Raw genomic sequence first — 16,933 nt, 5'->3', positions numbered from 1 at the left:
GTGCGATACCGCGCGCGTCGCCATGGTAAGCCGATGCCTTTGAATCATACAACTATTTGGCTAATTTGGTGGCATGACGATGTCGAACAGCGGCGGCGCGCGTCCGCCCGAGGGTGACTGGCTGGGCACCCCGTACCTGAAGTTCACCCGTGACGGCGCGATCGCGACCTGCACACTTGACCGTCCGCAGGCGCGCAACGCGATGACCCCGGCGATGTACTTCGGTATCCGCTACGCGATCAGCCGCACCAATGCCGACCCCGACCTCGCGGGGTTGATCATCACCGGCACCGGCGACGTCTTCGCGCCGGGCGGCGACCTCGGCCAGGGCGGTGACGACAATTGGATCGACTTCGCGACCGTCTTCGGCATGGACGTCACGCCGTTCGACGCCCTGCGTCAGTCGACGAAGCCGGTGGTGGCCGCCGTCAACGGCCTGTGCCAGGGCGGCGGTCTGCAGATCGCGCTGTGCAGTGACATGGCCGTGGTCAGCGAACACGCACAGTTTCGGGTGCCGGAGTTGTTCCGCGGCATCGCCGACACCTACTACAGCCAGATGCTGGCCCGCCTGATCGGCCCGGTGCGCGCCAGGGATCTGTTGTTCACCGGTCGCACGCTGACGGCGGACGAGGCGCTGGAGTGGGGCATGGTGAGCCGCGTCGCGGCGCATGACCGCTTGCTCACCGACGCCCGTGAGGTGCTGGCTCAATGCTGTCGAACCGCCCCGGCGGCGCGGGCGACCGTCAAGGCCAGCCTGGACAACTATCTCGGTCTGTTCGACCGCATCGGCATGAACACCAGCATGTTCGGGCCGGAGGCCCGGGAGGGCTTCGTCGCGTTCAAACAGCGGCGGTCGCCGTCCTGGGTGCATCCCGACCTGCGGGTGGACGGCCGGCTGTGAGCCGACCGTCCACGCCGTGAAGTCGGTTACCGCGGGCCGAACCGCTGCGCCCCGTCGAGGCGCATCACCTCGCCGTTGACGTAGCCGTTGCGCAGCAGGAACGCCGCCGCGTCGGCGAATTCGGCCGGCGTGCCGAGCCGCTTCGGGAACGGCACGTTGGCGGCGAACTTCGCGATCGCCTCCTCGCCGACCGATTCCATGATCGGGGTCTTCATGGTGCCCGGCGCGATGGTGTTGACCCGGATGCCCACCGAACTGAGGTCGCGTGCCGCGGCGATCGTCATACCGATCACCCCCGCCTTGGCGGCTGCGTACGCCGACTGGCCGATCTGGCCCTCGTATCCGGCGATCGACGCCGTGAGCACCAGCGCACCGCGCTCACCGCCGTCGTCGGGTTCGGCGGTGGCCACCGAGGCCGCCGCCAACCGGGCCAGGTTGTAGGTGCCGTTCAGATACAGGTCGATGATCTTCTTGAAGCCGTCCATGTCCGCGGGGCTGCCATCGCGACCGACCATGCGTTGCGCGACACCGAATCCACCGTGCGCGATCACCGCGTAGCGCAGCCGCCCGAGCGTGTTGGCCTGCTCGATCGCCGCGTTGACCGAATCGTCGTCGGTGACGTCGGTGCTGGCGAAGATCGCCTTGTCGCCCAATTCGTCGGCCAGCGCCTTGCCCTTGTCCTCGGCGAGGTCGGCGATCACCACCGCCAGGCCCTCGGCGTGCAGCCTTCGCACCGTCGCCTCCCCGAGGCCGCCCGCGCCGCCGGAGACGATGGCCGATGCACCCTCGAACTTGTCTGTTGCCATGAGTTCCCTTCCAGATCAGTACATTTCGTTGTCAGGTCAAGACACGTTGCCGACCACCAGATCCCACGGTTCGTCGGCGGCCAGCGCCATCCGGCCGAGGCGGCGGGCGTGCCCGACGGTGGTGCCGAATTCGGTGGCCCACGCCTGCGCGCGAGTCGTCACCGGCCACAGCGCGTGTTCGGCCGTGACGCCGATGGCGCCGTGCAACTGGTGGGCGATCGTCGTCACCGGGATGACCGCGCGGCCCACGGCCACCCGCGCCACGGTGACCGCGTATTCGGTCTGGGGTGCCGAGAACCCGTGGTCGGCGGCTGCGGCAACCGCGAGAGTGGCTGCCGCGCGGGCACGTTCGATGTCGCCGGCCATCGCCGCCAACGCGTGTTGGACCGCCTGGAACTTGCTCAGCGGGCGCCCGAACTGCTCCCGCTGCCGGGTATGGTCCACCGTCATGGCCGCCGCGGCGTCGAGCGCGCCGATCATCTGCACGCACCGGCACCACGACCCGCGCAACGTCAGTTCGGTGCCGACTGCCGGGTCGACGGTCCGCAGATCGGCGGCGCTGACGTCGAAGGTGACGCGGTCACGTGGTTCGCCTGCCAGATTGTGGCCGTCCTCGATGCCGGCGCTGTCGAGGTCGAGGAGGCCGACCCGCCAGGTGTCGCCGACATGCGCGGCGAGCAGCACCGCCGCCGCGGTGCGGGTCCACGGCACGTCGGTCGCCACGCCGGTGACGCGGCCGCCAGGATCGTCGGCGTCGGCGATCGCTACGGTCAGCGGTCCGTCCGGCAGTTCGATGCCGGCGGTGTTGGCCAACCACGCTGCCAGCGCGTCGGTTTCGGCAATCGGCACCGCGCCGGCGTGCCGGGCCAGACCGCGCAGCACGACGGCCAGTTCGACCGGGCCAGCGTCGGCATCGGGCTCGCTGGTCAGCCGGGTCAGCCCGGTGTCGGAGAGGTTGCGCCACAGGTCGGTGTCGAACTGATCGGGCATCCGCCGACGGCCGAGCCGGGCGTCGAAGGAGCGTCGGCCGATGTCGTCGACCAGCCGCCGCAGCTCGGTGTAGTCGTCGTCGGCGGTGGCGGCGTCGAACACGCCGCCCGAAAGTGCGCTCACCGCAACCCCATTCCCCGCGCCACCACCCCGCGCAGCACTTCGTTGGTTCCGCCGCGCAGCGTAAACACCGGCTTGTGCAACCGCGCCGTGGTCAACAGCTCGGCGAGTTCTGCCGTCATCGGCACCCGGTCGACCACGTCGGCGATGGTCTCGACGGTGTCCTGTTCGAAGCGGGTGCCCAGATCCTTGACCAGTGCCGCCTGGTTGGCGGCGTCCTGCTCGGCGGTCAGTGTCCGCGCCACCCACACCGACAGCTGCCGCAACGAGATCAACCGCGCCAGCAGGTCGCCGAGATCCTCTGCCGTGCGGTCATCCGGTGTCGGGCCCGCGCGCAGCACCCGGATCGCGGCGGTGATCAGCGGCGCGGTCGACAGCAGGCGTTCGGGTCCGCTGCGCTCGAAGGACAACTCGGAGGTGACCTGCCGCCACCCGTTGCCGACCTCACCGAGCACATCGGCGTCGGGCACCAGCACGTCGTCGAAGACGACCTCGTTGAAGTGGGGCTCGCCGTCGAGCAACTCGATCGGGTCGATCCGCACCCCGTCGGCGTCCAACGGCACGATGAACTGGCTGAAGCCGGCGTGGCGCTTCTCGGGATCGGCCGGACTGGTCCTGGCCAGCACGACGACCTGATGGGCCAGATGGGCCCCGCTGGTCCACACCTTGGTGCCCGACAGCCGCCACCCACCGTCGACCCGGGTGGCCTTGCTCTGCACGGCGGCCAGGTCGGATCCCGCGGCGTGCTCGCTCATCCCGATCGCCGAGAAGAGCGTGCCCGCCGCGATCCGCGGCAGCAGGCGCTTGCGCTGCTCCTCGTTGCCGTAGGTGAGCAGTCCCGGCGCGACCTGGCGGTCGGCGACCCAGTGCGCGGCCACCGGCGCGCCCTGGGCCAGCAGTTCCTCGGTCACCACGTAGCGGTGCAGGTGACTGAGGCCTTGGCCGCCGTACTCCCGCGGAATGATCATGCCGACGAAACCGGCGGCGCCGAGCCGGGCGCTGAAGTCCTGGTCCCAGCGGCCCAGCCAGGAGTCGACGGCGGGCCGCCAGCCGAATTCGGCGCGGTCGGCCGTCACGAAGTCCCGCACGGAGGCGCGCAGCTTGGCCAGTTCGGGTTCGTTCGCGCCGAGCGCGGCGAAGGAGTCCACGTGTCAACCCTTACACCGAGGGCAGCGGCGCGGAAGCCAGGTAGAAGTTCGGGCTGAGATCCTCTTCGCGGGCGGCGAGGCGGTATCCGGAGAAGTCTCCGACGCCTTCGCCGCGCAGCACGTCCTCGTCGGTGTAGAAGTTTCCGGTGCATTCCGCCGCCGGGCGGGTGACCAGCGCCGCGATCGCGTCGGAGATGATGCGCGGATCGCGTGCCTGAGCGCGGATCGTGTCCTCGCCCATCGCGACGATCATTCCGGTGCTGGCCACCGTGGTGGCCGGCCACAGCGAGTTCACCGCGATCGGAATCGACGCGAACTCGGCCGACCAGCCAAGGGTGAGAAGGCTTTCCGCGTACTTGCCGACGGTGTGCCCGACGTGTGCGCCGACCCACTCGGGCGCCAAGTTCAGCGGCGGGGACACGTTGACGATGTGGGCGTTGGCGGACCGGGTCAGGTGCGGCAGCGCGGCCTGCACGACGGCGAACGGCCCCTCGACGTTGACCTCGAGCAACCGGCGCAGATTCCTGGGCGGAAGTTTCGGTGTGCGCCGCAGGTCGAGCGCGCCGGCGTTGTTGACCACGACATCGATGCCGCCGAAGCGCTCGGCGATCGCGGTGACGGCCTGCTCGACGGCGGCGGCGTCGCGCACATCGCAGGCCACCGGCAGCGCCCGGCCACCCGCGGCAGACACACGCTCGGCGGTCTCGGCGATCGTGCCGGAGATCTTGGGATTCGGGGTCTCGGTCTTGGCCAGCAGTCCCACCGACGCACCGTCGGCGGCCGCGCGTACGGCGATTTCGCGTCCGATGCCCCGGCTGGCGCCGGTGACCAGCACCACCCGATCTTTCAAGCTGCGTGGACCCGCATCAACCACCGTGCCGCCTCCATTGGATCGCCGGACCGCCAAATGCTATAACTATATAGCTTATTAACGGAGGATGTTCCGGCCCACCCGCGGCCGGGCCGAAGCGAGGCCACATGACCGAAGTCGTATCGATCGGCACCTATCTGCCGCCGTGGAGCGAGCGGGTGGGCAAGAAGGACCGGCGGGTGAAGGGGCCCGACGAGGACGCGCTCACCATGGCGGTGGCCGCCGGGCGCGCCGCCGACCCCGACGCCACCGCGCAGCGCGTCGTGTTCGTCTCGCGCAACTTCCCGCTCGTGGAGGGTGGCAACGGCGCCGTGCTGCTGGCCGCGCTCGGGCTGGCGGGCGACACCCCGGTCGCCGAGGTGCTCGGCGGGGCGCCGGCCGTACTGGACCAACTCGCCGACGCCGCACCCGGCACGCTGGTGATCGGTTCCGACGACACCGATCTCGCCGTGGGGGCGGCGGCGGCGCTGACCGGAACCGGCGGTGTCGACGTCTCCGCGGTGGCCCGGCAGAACCGCAGCCTGCCGCTGACCGCGCGTCGCGACGACGGTTCCCGCCACATCTATCCCGACCCTCGGCTGCAGCGCGAGGTCGGGGTGCGCGCCACGCTGGCCTCATTGGGCCTGCCGGACGGCTCCTCGGTGGCCGCCGTGGTGGGTGCACCCGCGGGGCAACTCGGCGGCTTGGACACGACCGGCGCCACCGAAGAGCCGTCGTCCACGGCCGCCGGGGCGATCCGGGTGCTCGCCGGCGCGCTCGAGAGCGGGGCGGCGGGGCTGCTGGTCGCGGTCGAGCAGGCCACGGTCAGCGTCGCCACGATCGCCAGCGGCGCGGTGCGCGTCGCGCGTGACGAGGTGGCGCCGCTCGAATTACCGCGATACCAGACCGCCGAGGGCATCGGCATCCCGATCTCGATGCCTGCCTACTCTCGCGCGTTCGAACCGAAGATCCGTTGGGAAGCAGCTGTTTTCGAGGAGCGCCCCGGTATTGACACCGCGCCGCAGTTCCCTCCGCGCGTGCGGGTCGACGACGCCGGCGTGCTGGCCGACGAGTATCGGCTCGAACCGTTGCCACGTACGGGCACCGTCTACACCCACACTACGATCCGTATTCCGGTGCCCGACCTGCCCAGCCCGTACTCGCTGGCGCTGGTCCAACTGGACGACAGCCCGGTACGTGTACTGATGAAGGTGACGGGCGTGCCCGCCGGCGAGGCAGCCATCGGCCAGCCCGGTGAGGTGGTGCTGCGCAAGATCGCCACCCGCACAGGCATACCCGACTACGGCTACGCCTTCTGGCCGGGCCGTACGCAGGAGGGAGTTCCGGCATGAGGAACGTCGCGATCGTCGGTGCGGGGATGACCCCGTTCGCCGAGCACTTCGAACTGGGCGTCAAGGACCTGGTGCCGATGGCGTATGCCGAGGCGGTCGGAAACGTCGACAAGGGCATCGCCAAATCCGAGATCCAGGCGGCGTGGTTCGGTGAACTGTCCACCACCGACGGCTTCCCGTCGGGCATCCTCGCCGACACGCTCGACCTCACCGAGATCCCGGTCACCAGGGTCGAGAACGCCTGCGCCACCGGTAATGACGCGATCCGCAACGGGGTGATGGCGATCGCCTCGGGGCTCTACGACGTCGTGCTGGTGGTCGGCGCGGACAAGGTGCGCGAAACCGCGTCGAACACCACGTTCTGGGACTGGGCGGCGATGACGCGCGACAACGCCTGGGACTACCCGCTCGGGCTGGTCGCACCGGCCAACTTCGCCCTGCACGTCACCCGATACCTGCACGAATCGCCGGCGACCAAGGAACACATGGCCATGGTCGCGGTGAAGAACCATTTCCACGCGCTGAACAATCCCAAGGCGCAGTTGCGCTACGAGATCACCGTCGAGCAGGCGCTGGCCGCGCCGATCGTGGTCGAACCGTTCGGCCTCTACGACTGCACGCCGCAGAGCGACGGTGCGGCCGCGGTGATCCTGGCCGCCGAAGAGGTGGCCGACCGCTACACCGACCGACCGGTGTGGGTGCGCGGCGTCGGGATCGGCATGGACCGCGTCATGCACCAGCACAAGCAGGACATGACCACCTTCCCACCCACGGTGCGAGCGGCCAAGGCCGCCATGGGGATGGCGGGCATCACCCCCCGCGACATCGACGTGGCCGAGGTGCACGACTGCTTCACCGGGGTGGAGTTGATCAGCTACGAGGATCTGGGCTTCGCCGACCGTTTCGAGGCCTACAAGCTGGTCGAGGGTCGCGAGAACTACGTCGGCGGCGCGATACCCGTCAATCCCAGCGGCGGCCTGAAGGCCAAGGGGCATCCGCCGGGCGCGACCGGCGTCGCGCAGTGCTATGAATTGTTCAACCAACTTCGCGGCCAAGCCGAGAACCAAGTCGACGGCGCACGATACGCGTTGGCGCACAACATCGGTGGACCGACAGCCGTCTCCGCCGTGACCATTCTCTCCACTGACAAGGACTGACATGACGACTTCGGAAATCGCCACCCTGCCCGGCTACGAGGAGTTCGCGCCGTGGCTGCTGGTCGAGAAGACCGGCAACGTGCATGTGGTGCGCATCAACCGGCCCGAGGCGTTCAACGCCGTCAACGAGGAGTTGCACCACGCGTTCGCCACCATCTGGCGGGCGCTGGCGGCCGACGACGACGTGCGCGCCGTGGTCACCACCGGTGCGGGCAAGGCGTTCTCGTCGGGCGGGGACATGGTGATGTTCGGTCGGCTGATCGAGGATCCGGTGGCCCGTCAGTTCCAGATCACCGAGGCGCGAACGGTTTTCCTCGAAGTGATCAATTTCGCGAAGCCGCTGGTGTCTGCGGTCAACGGCCCGGCCGTCGGGCTGGGCTGTTCGATCGCCCTGCTCAGCGACTTCCTGGTGATGGGCGAGAGCAGCTATCTCGCCGATCCGCATGTGGCGGTCGGCCTGGTCGCGGGCGACGGCGGTGCGGCCATGCTGCCGCTGCTGATCGGTCTGATGAAGGCCAAAGAGTATGTGCTGCTGGGTGATCGCATCACCCCGGAGATCGCCGAAAAGCTCAACCTGGTCACCCAGGTGGCCACCGACGACGCCGTGCTCGACGACGCGCTGGCGATCGGCGAGCGCCTCGCCGAGCTGCCCTCTCAGGCGCTGCGCGCGACGAAGGTCGCGATGAACATGCACCTGTCGCGCGCAGCGCTCGGTGTGCTGGAGTACGCCCTCGCCGAGGAATACACGTCGTTTACCACGCCGGAGTTCCACGAGCGGGTGGCCGCCTTCCGCGCCCGCTCCAAAAAGTAGCGATTTCGGCGGGCTGAGTCGCGCGTAGCGCGACCAGCCACGCCGAAATCGCTAGCGGTAGGCCGTCAACCGGGCGATCAGCGCGGGCCGGCCGTCGTCGGCGACGGCCTGCGCGTCGGCGACCGCGGTGTTGCGGCCGATCCGCGTGGCCGACGCCTCGTAGCGCGAATTTTCACCGGCGAGGTACGGCCGAAGGAAGTTCACCCGCAGCGACGCCGTACGCATCGGCGGCCCGGACTGGTTCACCACCGCAGACGCGGCCAGCTCCAGGCCGGACGAGGCGATACCGCCGTTGACGACGCCGACGGCGTTGTTGAGGAACACATCCCGCTTCTGGCGCAGGACGCAACGGTTCTCCTCGGTCGCCGTGATCTCCACGGCCATCAACTCGGCCAGCGGGGTCTGCGCGGTGATCGTCAATGTCTCGGGCGGCTCGTCGAGCGCGACCGTGTCCGGGGTGACGAAGTAGGACCGCACCGTGCCGCCGCCGATCACGGTGTCGCCGCAGGACAGCGTGTAGAACGACAGCGACGTACCGCCTCGGGGCCCGAGCAGACGTCCGGCGGCGATCACCGGCGCGGCCCCCTGCGCCGTGGCGAGTTCGGCACCGCCGGGACTGAGTTCCACGGTCAGCTCGGTGGTGACCGTCCACTCACCGGAGTGGTGTCGGAAGTGGTTCAACGTGCCGCTGACCGCGTCGGCGAGCAGACCCAGCGGGGCCACCGTAGGGTGGCCGGTGAACGGATTGCGCATGCCCGCCAACGGCATCGACATCGTCACGGTCTCGGCCTCGACGCTGGCTTCGAGCACCTCGATACCGAATCGGCCGAGCAGATGGATGGGGGTTTCGATATCGCCCCGGAAGGCCTCGGGCAGTCCTGTCATTCGAGAAGGTCGACGACGGTGGACATCTCGGCGCCCGAAAGCACGAATTCCTCCGCCTTCTGCAGGTGGCGCCGCCACAGCTCGCCGGCCTTTTCGGCGTCACCGGACTTGATCAAGTCCAGCACCATCTTGTGGGTCTTGGCCGAGCGGCGGACCGCGCCTTCGGCGCGGTCGCCCTTGGTGGGCTGCAGCGACCGGTTGGCCTTCTCGATGATGTGGTGCAGCATCGCGCTGATGATCTGCATGGTCTTGTTGCCGGACAGGCGGGCGATCGCGGCGTGAAAGTCGGTCAGTTGATCCACGGCTTCCTCGCTGCCGGGCTTCACCTGTGCCTCGTGCTCGACGATGCGCTCCAGTTCGGCGATCACCGCGGGGTCTTGTTCCTTGGCCAGGGCGACGATCATCGGCATCTCCAACGCGACCCGGGCCTCGAAGACGTCCTTGAGCGTGACGCCCTCGTACTCGAGGATCAAACCGGCGTACCGGGCGAGAGTCTCACGCCGAGGACGGGTGACCCGGGCGCCGCCGCGCACACCGCGTTGCACCTCGATCAGCGACTCGGACTCGAGCACCCGGAACGCCTCGCGAAGCGTGGGCCGCGACACCCCGAACCTCTCCATCAACTCCGACTCGGGCGGCAGCATGGTGCCCTCGGGTATTTCACCTCGGATGAACATCTTGCGCAGCACGGTGGCCACCCGATCGGCCATCTTCGGCTCCCGAAGGCTGGTGACCTCCACTTCGACCTCCACCGGTGTCTAATCCACTAACTATTTGCCAGGTTAACTGATTGCGCGCTCCGAAACCGGTTTCCGCGCCAGGACAGTGACCAAACTCATCGTCAATACCCCATGGCCCGACCCATCAGGTCCTTCATGATCTCCGTGGTGCCTGCGTAAAGCCGCTGTACCCGGGAGTCGCGCCACAGCCTGGCGACCTCGTATTCGTTGATGTAACCGTAGCCGCCGTGCAGCTGGAGGCAGCGATCGATGATCTCCCACTGCACTTCGGAGGTCCACCACTTCAACCCGGCCGCATCCGCGTCCGAAAGCGTTCCGTCGTTGACCGACAACACGCACTGGTCCAGGTAGGTCTGCGCGGCGTCGAGCTTGACCTGCATCTCGGCAATGAAATGCCGGTTGACCTGAAACTTCCCGATCGGCTGGCCGAATGCCGTGCGCTCCAACGCATACGCCTTGGTCAATTCGAGCGCGCGCCTGGCCGCGGGCAGCGCGTAGCACGCGACACCGACCCGCTCACTGGGCAGGTTGGACACCAAATGGTAGAAGCCCCTGTTCAATTCACCGACGAGGTTCTCCTTGGGCACCCGCACGTTGTCGAAGAACAACTCGGCGGTGTCGGCGGAGTACTGCCCGATCTTGTCCAGTTTGCGGCCGCGGGTGAAACCCTCCATACCGTCCTCGATCATCAACAGGCTGATGCCCTTGTGACCTGCCGAGGGGTCGGTCTTCACCGCGGCGAGCACCAGTTTGGACAGCAGGCCGTTGCTGATGAATGTCTTCTGTCCATTGACCACCCAGTGGTCGCCCTCGTCGCGCGCGGTGGTCTTGATGCCGGCCAGATCCGATCCCGCCGCGGGTTCGGACATCGCGATCGAACCGATGTACTCGCCGCTGATGAACTTCGGAAGCCAGCGCTGCTTCTGCTCTTCGGTGGTCAGCGTCTTCAGGTAGGGCATCAGGATGTCGTTCTGAACCCCAAGACCGATCCCGACCGATCCGGTCATGAACAACTCTTCGGAGATGATCTGGTTGAACCGGAAATCCTTGATGCCCAGCCCGCCGTACTTCTCGTCGAACTCCCACCCGATCAAGCCGTGCTCACCGGCGGCCAGCCACGCCTCACGGCTGACCTTGCCCTCACGTTCCCATTTCTCCACGTGCGGAACGCATTCGCGTTCGAAGAACGCACGCGCGGTGGCGCGGAATTCGTCGTGAACCGGTTCAAAGATATTGCGGCGCATTTTGTTCCTTGATCATCAATTGGAGTTGGCTATGGCGGGTAGTGCGCGACCGGGCATGTAGATGTCGAACAGCCGGTCGGCGAGCAGGGCTTCCAGTTGCAGATGTGATCCGCACAGCGCGTCGATCTGAAATCCTCGCGCCACGTAGCGGTGTAGATCGTGCTCAGCGGTCAGGCCGATCGCCCCGCAGACCTGAAGTGCGACGTCGCAGACCGCCCGATGTGCGCGGCCCGCAGCGACTTTGGCGCTCTGCGCCGACAGCACCCCACCGTAGCGCCATGACTCGGTGAGCAGAGCACGCGCGCCCTCGAGTTCGGCGGCTGCGTCGGCCAGGGAGTGCCGAACCGACTGCAACGACCCGATCGGCGAGCCGAACTGCACGCGAACGCTGGTGTGTTCGACCGCAATCCGCAATGCCTCGTCGGCCAGTGCGACGAGTTCGGTGGCCAGCGCACGGTGCGCGGCGGACAGCGCGCGGCCCCACTCGGTCGAGGCGTCGATCAGTTCGCCGGTTCTCGAGCCCTCAACGCGGGTCCAGAACACCGACGGGTCGAAGGTGTCAAGTCGCTGGCCGGCCAACTGCTCGGCGTCGACGACGGTGATCGACACCGTCCCCAGCGCGCGTGACACCGGCACCACGACCCGACCGCGCAGGGGGCCCACCAGGATGCCTTTGACCTGGTCCTCATTGGAGCTCGGCGACCAACCGTGGCTGAGTGCGGGCAGCACGATCCCGTCGGCCGGTTCGTCGAGCAACGCGGTGAGTTCGGCCAGCACCACCCGGTCCAGCGCGTCGGTCAGCGCCAGCGAGCGGCCCTGCGCGCGGAACAACAACGCGCACGCGTCGACCGGATACTCGGCTTCGATCTCGTCCCAGCCGAGTTCAGCCAGTCGCGGCCCCAGCGCGATGTGCTCGCCCTTGGCGGCGAGTTCGTCGAAGAGCCGGAACACCGCCTCCTCGACCATCGGCCACGATTCGTCGTGCCGATCTGCCTGTGCATGCATGGTCACTGGCCCCGCCTTTCCTTCGGCAGCCCGAGGAGATGGTCGGCGACGATGCCGCGCTGGACCTCGGCGGTGCCGCCCATGATCGTCGCGGCGCGCGAGTACCACCACTCGGCGCGGCCGGTGTCGAGTTCGGCGTCGTCGGCCACGCCACGGCCCGCCATCATGTGCTCGCGCGCGACGTCGAGGATCAGGTCATTGACCTGCTTTTCGGCGCGGCCGAACAGGAGTTTGTCGATGCTGCTGTCCGGGCCGACGCTCTGGCCCGCGGCCAGCTTGCGCACGGTCGCGCCGGTGCGGGCCTGCGCGGCGATCACGTCGACGTAGGTGCGCGCGAAGCGTTCGCGCTGCGACGCGCTCGACCCGCAGGTCACCATGTACTCGCGCAGCCGCCCCAACTCGGTGAGCACCTTGTTGAGCACCGCGTAGCCGTACATGCCGCGTTCGTACTGCATGAGGAACATCGTCACGCCCCAGCCGCCGTCGACCTCGCCGACCAGCCGCTCGCGGGGCACCCGCACGTCGTCGAAGTACATCTCGGCCAGTTCGCGCCTACCGCTGGCCAGCGCGATCGGCCGGATGGTCAGGCCGGGGGAGTCGGTGTCGATCAACAGCATCGACAGTCCGCGGTGCCTGCTCTCCGGCGCCCCGGTGCGTACCAGCACCAGAACCCTCTTGGCCGTGGCGCCCTGGCTGGTCCAGATCTTCTGGCCGTTGACAACAAAGCCGCCGGAGCCGTCGGCGGTGGCGCGGGTCCGCAGCGATGCCAGGTCGCTGCCCGACTCCGGTTCGGAGAAGCCCTGGCCCCACCATTCGGCACCCGACAGATAGTTCGGCAACAACTCGGCGGCCAAGGCGGGGGAGAACTTCAGCATGGCCGGGCCCATCACCTCCAGCGTCCACTGCTGGGCGGGGATGGGCAGCATGGCGTAGCCGAGCTCCTCGTAGTAGACGGCGCGCAGCATCTCGTCGCCGCCGAGCCCGCCGGCCTCCTCGGGCCAGCCGTACCGGTTCCAGCCGTCGGCGTGCAGGCGTGCCATCACGGTGGCGTCGTGGGCGAGCCCCTCCTCGGCGGTCCGGAAGGCCGCAGAACGCCAGTCCTCCGCACAATCGAGGGTGCGAAGATAGTCTCGGAAATCGGTCCGGAACTGGGCGACCTGCGAATTAGGGGCTGGCACCGAGTACCCCCTTCGAATCAGCTAAACAGTTATCTATAACAGGTACACTAGCGGACGCCCACAGTCCAGCGAGAGGAAGCACCATGACGGCTTCATCGGTTGCCGCCACAACCGTCCAGTTCAACCCGGAGGGCCGGCTCTACATCGACGGTCAACTGCGGGACTCGTCGACCGGCAAGACCGTCGACAACCTCAACCCCGCGACCGAGGAAGTGCTGGGCGTGGCCACCGATGCCGGGGCCGACGACATGGAGGAAGCCATCGCCGCGGCGCGGCGCGCCTTCGACACCACCGACTGGGCCACCAACCACGAGTTCCGTCAGCACTGCCTGATGCAGTTGCACAACGCGCTGCAGGAGGAGAAGGAGGACATCCGCGCCGAACTGATCGCCGAGGTCGGCGCGACCGTGGGCATGACGTTCATCGCCCAGCTGGAATGGCCGTTGGCCGACGCGGTGAGGTGGCCCGCGGAATTCATCTCGAAGTTCCCGTGGGAGCGGATGCTCGATCAGGACGCCAAGATGGGCGAGCCCTACAACCGGGTCGTGGTCAAGGAACCGATGGGTGTGGTCGGCGCGATCACTCCGTGGAACTTCCCGTTCGAGATCATCAGCAACAAGCTGGGCCAGGTCCTGGCCACCGGCAACACGGTGGTGCTCAAGCCGGCGATGGAGACGCCGTGGAGCGCGCTGCGCTGGGGTCGCATCATCGCCGAGAAGACCGACATCCCCGCCGGTGTGGTCAACATCGTTCCGGCGTCGGACAACAACATCGCGCAGGTGCTCGCCACCGACCCACGCGTCGACATGGTGTCGTTCACCGGGTCGACGGCTGTGGGCAAGCTGATTCAGAACCTGTCCGGGGACACGATGAAGCGCAACATGCTCGAGCTCGGCGGCAAGTCGGCCTATCTGTTGCTCGACGACGCCGACCTGAACACCGCGCTGCCGGGCTGCATCGGCGCGCTGATGCACTCCGGGCAGGGGTGTGCGCTGGCCACCCGAATGTTGGTGCCGCGCAAGTTCTACGACCAGGCTGTCGAGGTGGCCACCGCGACCTTCGGCGCGCTGGCCGTCGGTGATCCGGCAGACCCGAATACGTTCTGCGGGCCGCTGGTCTCGGCCAAGCAGCGAGACCGGGTACTCAACTACATCGAGATCGCCAAGCGCGACGGCGGCCGCGTCACGGTAGGCGGTGGCGCGCCCGAGGGCCTCGAGCGCGGCTACTTCGTGGCCCCGACGGTCGTCGCGGACGTCGAACCGGATCACACGATCTTCCAGGAGGAGGTCTTCGGACCGGTGCTGTCGATCACGCCCTACGACGGCGGCGACGACGCCGCCGTGGAGCTGGCGAACAACTCCACCTACGGCCTTGCCGGTGCGGTGATGGGGTCCACCGAACGAGCGATGGCCGTCGCCAGGCGCATCCGTACCGGTTCGGTGATGATCAACAGCGCCATGTACTACGGGGCCGACGCGCCGTTCGGCGGCTACAAGATGAGCGGTATCGGCAGGCAGAACGGGCTCGAGGGCTTCGAGCAGTACCTGCAGACCAAGACGATCGCCTACCCGCTGGAGTCCGCGCAGTGACCGACATTCTCAACGGAGTTCGCGTCGTCGAACTCGCATCGTGGACCTTCGTACCCGCGGCCGGTGCCGTACTGGCCGACTGGGGCGCCGACGTCATCAAGATCGAACACCCCGAAACCGGTGACCCGCAACGCGGCCTGATCAGTTCGGGCATCGTCGCGGGCGCGGGCGGGGTCAACCATTTCATCGAACAGCCCAACCGCGGCAAACGCAGCTTCGGCTTGGACACCTCCAGTCCCGACGGGCTGGAGATCCTGATGAAGCTCATCGAGACCGCCGACGTGTTCCTCACCAACCTGTTACCCGATTCGCGACAGCGGATGGGCATCGACGTCGAGCAGGTGCGCGCGCGCAACCCGAAGATCATCTATGCCCGCGGCCACGGTTACGGAACCAAGGGCGATCTCGCCGCGCAGGGCGGCTACGACCTGGCCGCCTACTGGGCGCGCGGTGGCGTCGGCGAGGCCTACGCCGCAGGTGACGGCTCCTATCCGCCGCTGCAGCGGCCGGCGTTCGGCGACGTCTACGGTGGGCTGTCGATAGCCACCGGTATCGCCGGGGCGCTGTTCAAACGCGAACGCACGGGTGAGCCGTCGGTGGTGGACGTCTCGCTGCTCGGCGCGGCGATCTGGCAGCTCGGTCCGGACATCGTCGGGGCGGGCATCACCGGTGAAGACATCCCGCGGTTCGCGTTGTCGGAGATGCCCAACCCCGTGGCGAGCATGTACAAGACCCGCGACGGCCGCCACATCGCGTTCGTGCTGCTGCAGGCCGACCGGTTCTGGGCCGACTTCTGCACGCGATTGGGCAGGCCCGACCTCATCGACGACGAGCGGTTCGCCAACGCGATGGTGCGCTTCGAGAACCGCGCGGAATGCGTCGCGGAGTTACGCAAGACGCTGGGCTCCCAAGACCTTGCCCACTGGGAGAAGGCGTTCGAGGGTTTCGACGGGGTGTGGGACGTGATGCGCACCGCGCGGGAGGTGCACGACGACCCCCAGGCCATTGCCAACGGTTATCTGCCGCGCACCACCGACGCCAACGGCAACGAGTTCGCGCTGGCGGCCAGCCCAGTGCAGTTCGACGAGACGCCGCTGTCGCTGAAGTGCGCTCCCGGCCACGGTGAGCACACCGACGCGCTGCTGTCCGAGCTGGGGTTCGGCGAGGAGGAGATCATCGATCTCAAAGTGAAATCGGTGGTGTTGTAGTGGCATCCGAAGATCTCGCGCGGCGGTTTCTGCACGTCAACCTCAACTGCGAGTCGCTGGACGCGACCGATCGGCTGTACTCCGGCGTGCTCGGGTTGTCGGCGCGGATGCGCACCGACCCGGACGTCGCCACCAACGGCGCCATCCTCGGCATCGACGACGAAACCTACTGCTCCACGGTGTTCTTCTACGACTCGCGGGGCAGCCGGGCCAGTTGCGCGCTGGAGGCGATCCAGTACCGCAAACCGCCGCTGTTGCGTGACACACGAGTCGACGCGACCCGGCCGGGGATCAGGTCGGCCCTGATGCGGGTGGCCGACCTCGATGCGGCGGCCGCGGCGCTGCGCAACGTCGGCGTGACGGTCAGCGAACCGGTCGACGGGCTGATCTCCGGAGCGAAGGCGGTGCTCGCACTCGACGCCGACGGAGCGGTCGTCGAATTGGCGGAAGCGCCACCGGATGTCGATGCCTCGAACGGCGCGTTGTTCTCCGGCATCCGGATCGCGGCGATAAATGCGGTGGCCACCGCGGAGTTCCTGACCGCGATCGGCTTCGTCGAGGTGTCCGCACCCGCGCTGGTGCCGGTCTCCGGTGAGCAGCTGGCGCCGGGCGGTGCGGGCGAACCGGCCGAGTGCGTGGTCGCCCGCTTCGTGCTGCCCGAGGACGGGCACCAGTTCACCGTGTCGGTGGTGCAGCATCCCGACACCGTCGGCGACGAACCGGTGCCGTGGGGCGGTAACCGCCAAGGCCTATACCGGTGCGCGCTGCGTGTGGAGAGCGTCGAGAAAGCCCTTGCTGCCGTACCGGATTGGGTCGAGCAGCGCGGTGAGCCGGTGTGGTGTCCGCTGCCCGGCACCAAGATCGACGGGCTGTACATCGCGTTCCTGCGATCGCCGGACGGGGTGGTGTTCGAGTTCGTCGAGCGTCCGCTGAAGTTCTTCTCCTAATT

Annotated in this window: 16 protein-coding genes; 7 read left to right on the top strand and 9 right to left on the bottom strand. The window is 68.0% G+C overall.

Translation table 11 applies throughout. The features are described 5' to 3' along the window. The first annotated feature begins 73 nt into the window (after nt 1-73). Nucleotides 74-901, top strand: a complete 828-nt coding sequence (locus ABQE89_RS15645) for an enoyl-CoA hydratase/isomerase family protein (RefSeq protein WP_448418108.1) — start codon at nt 74-76, stop codon at nt 899-901. A gap of 26 nt (nt 902-927) precedes the next feature. Here ABQE89_RS15645 and ABQE89_RS15640 read toward each other — a convergent pair whose 3' ends face one another. Genes ABQE89_RS15640 through ABQE89_RS15625 form a run of 4 tightly spaced genes read right to left on the bottom strand, consistent with a single transcriptional unit; the run spans nt 928 to nt 4,815 of the window. After that, complete coding sequence (locus tag ABQE89_RS15640) at nt 928-1,707, bottom strand: SDR family oxidoreductase (RefSeq protein ID WP_448418106.1); 780 nt, start codon at nt 1,705-1,707, stop codon at nt 928-930. Between the two features lie 36 nt (nt 1,708-1,743). Then, nucleotides 1,744-2,820 carry an acyl-CoA dehydrogenase family protein gene (locus ABQE89_RS15635; RefSeq protein ID WP_448418104.1) on the bottom strand — a complete coding sequence of 359 codons (1,077 nt, stop codon included), beginning with the start codon at nt 2,818-2,820 and terminating at the stop codon, nt 1,744-1,746. Beyond that, nucleotides 2,817-3,965, bottom strand: coding sequence for an acyl-CoA dehydrogenase family protein (locus ABQE89_RS15630; RefSeq protein WP_448418102.1), 1,149 nt, complete (start codon nt 3,963-3,965; stop codon nt 2,817-2,819). The genes ABQE89_RS15635 and ABQE89_RS15630 overlap by 4 nt, the downstream gene beginning before the upstream one ends. Before the next feature lie 10 nt (nt 3,966-3,975). After that, nucleotides 3,976-4,815, bottom strand: a complete 840-nt coding sequence (locus ABQE89_RS15625; RefSeq protein WP_448418100.1) for an SDR family oxidoreductase — start codon at nt 4,813-4,815, stop codon at nt 3,976-3,978. 128 nt (nt 4,816-4,943) lie between these two features. On the opposite strand from ABQE89_RS15625, the gene ABQE89_RS15620 reads away from it, so the two are divergent. Genes ABQE89_RS15620 through ABQE89_RS15610 form a run of 3 tightly spaced genes read left to right on the top strand, consistent with a single transcriptional unit; the run spans nt 4,944 to nt 8,135 of the window. Continuing rightward, complete coding sequence (locus tag ABQE89_RS15620; protein ID WP_448418098.1) at nt 4,944-6,167, top strand: Zn-ribbon domain-containing OB-fold protein; 1,224 nt, start codon at nt 4,944-4,946, stop codon at nt 6,165-6,167. Beyond that, nucleotides 6,164-7,324 carry a thiolase C-terminal domain-containing protein gene (locus ABQE89_RS15615; RefSeq protein WP_448418097.1) on the top strand — a complete coding sequence of 387 codons (1,161 nt, stop codon included), beginning with the start codon at nt 6,164-6,166 and terminating at the stop codon, nt 7,322-7,324. Before ABQE89_RS15620 ends, ABQE89_RS15615 begins: the two co-directional genes overlap by 4 nt. A gap of 1 nt (nt 7,325) precedes the next feature. Next, nucleotides 7,326-8,135: an enoyl-CoA hydratase/isomerase family protein gene (locus ABQE89_RS15610; RefSeq protein WP_448418095.1), complete on the top strand. Its 810-nt coding sequence runs from the start codon at nt 7,326-7,328 to the stop codon at nt 8,133-8,135. A gap of 51 nt (nt 8,136-8,186) precedes the next feature. On the opposite strand, the gene ABQE89_RS15605 is transcribed toward ABQE89_RS15610, so the two are convergent. The 5 genes from ABQE89_RS15605 to ABQE89_RS15585 form a co-directional block, all read right to left on the bottom strand. Continuing rightward, nucleotides 8,187-9,020: a PaaI family thioesterase gene (locus ABQE89_RS15605; RefSeq protein WP_448418093.1), complete on the bottom strand. Its 834-nt coding sequence runs from the start codon at nt 9,018-9,020 to the stop codon at nt 8,187-8,189. Continuing rightward, nucleotides 9,017-9,760 (bottom strand): FadR/GntR family transcriptional regulator, encoded by a 744-nt coding sequence (locus tag ABQE89_RS15600; RefSeq protein ID WP_448418395.1) that lies wholly within the window; start codon nt 9,758-9,760, stop codon nt 9,017-9,019. The genes ABQE89_RS15605 and ABQE89_RS15600 overlap by 4 nt, the downstream gene beginning before the upstream one ends. A gap of 101 nt (nt 9,761-9,861) precedes the next feature. Beyond that, nucleotides 9,862-11,004 carry an acyl-CoA dehydrogenase family protein gene (locus ABQE89_RS15595; RefSeq protein ID WP_448418091.1) on the bottom strand — a complete coding sequence of 381 codons (1,143 nt, stop codon included), beginning with the start codon at nt 11,002-11,004 and terminating at the stop codon, nt 9,862-9,864. Nucleotides 11,005-11,019: 15 nt separating this feature from the next. Then, the gene (locus ABQE89_RS15590) at nt 11,020-12,009 is read right to left on the bottom strand and encodes an acyl-CoA dehydrogenase family protein (RefSeq protein WP_448418393.1); all 990 of its coding nucleotides are present in this window, start codon (nt 12,007-12,009) and stop codon (nt 11,020-11,022) included. A 2-nt stretch (nt 12,010-12,011) separates the two neighbouring features. Further along, complete coding sequence (locus ABQE89_RS15585; protein WP_448418089.1) at nt 12,012-13,187, bottom strand: acyl-CoA dehydrogenase family protein; 1,176 nt, start codon at nt 13,185-13,187, stop codon at nt 12,012-12,014. A gap of 83 nt (nt 13,188-13,270) precedes the next feature. Between ABQE89_RS15585 and ABQE89_RS15580 the strand changes: the two genes are divergently transcribed. Genes ABQE89_RS15580 through ABQE89_RS15570 form a run of 3 tightly spaced genes read left to right on the top strand, consistent with a single transcriptional unit; the run spans nt 13,271 to nt 16,931 of the window. After that, nucleotides 13,271-14,776 (top strand): aldehyde dehydrogenase family protein, encoded by a 1,506-nt coding sequence (locus ABQE89_RS15580; protein WP_448418087.1) that lies wholly within the window; start codon nt 13,271-13,273, stop codon nt 14,774-14,776. Continuing rightward, on the top strand, nt 14,773-15,984 hold the full coding sequence (locus ABQE89_RS15575) for a CaiB/BaiF CoA transferase family protein (RefSeq protein WP_448418085.1): 1,212 nt from the start codon (nt 14,773-14,775) through the stop codon (nt 15,982-15,984). The genes ABQE89_RS15580 and ABQE89_RS15575 overlap by 4 nt, the downstream gene beginning before the upstream one ends. Next, nucleotides 15,984-16,931, top strand: a complete 948-nt coding sequence (locus ABQE89_RS15570; protein ID WP_448418083.1) for a VOC family protein — start codon at nt 15,984-15,986, stop codon at nt 16,929-16,931. The genes ABQE89_RS15575 and ABQE89_RS15570 overlap by 1 nt, the downstream gene beginning before the upstream one ends. Nucleotides 16,932-16,933 lie beyond the last annotated feature (2 nt).

The sequence above is a fragment of the Mycolicibacterium sp. XJ1819 genome (assembly GCF_053483675.1).
The sequence above is the reverse complement of the archived record's forward strand: the minus strand, read 5'-3'. Positions and strand labels throughout refer to the sequence as shown.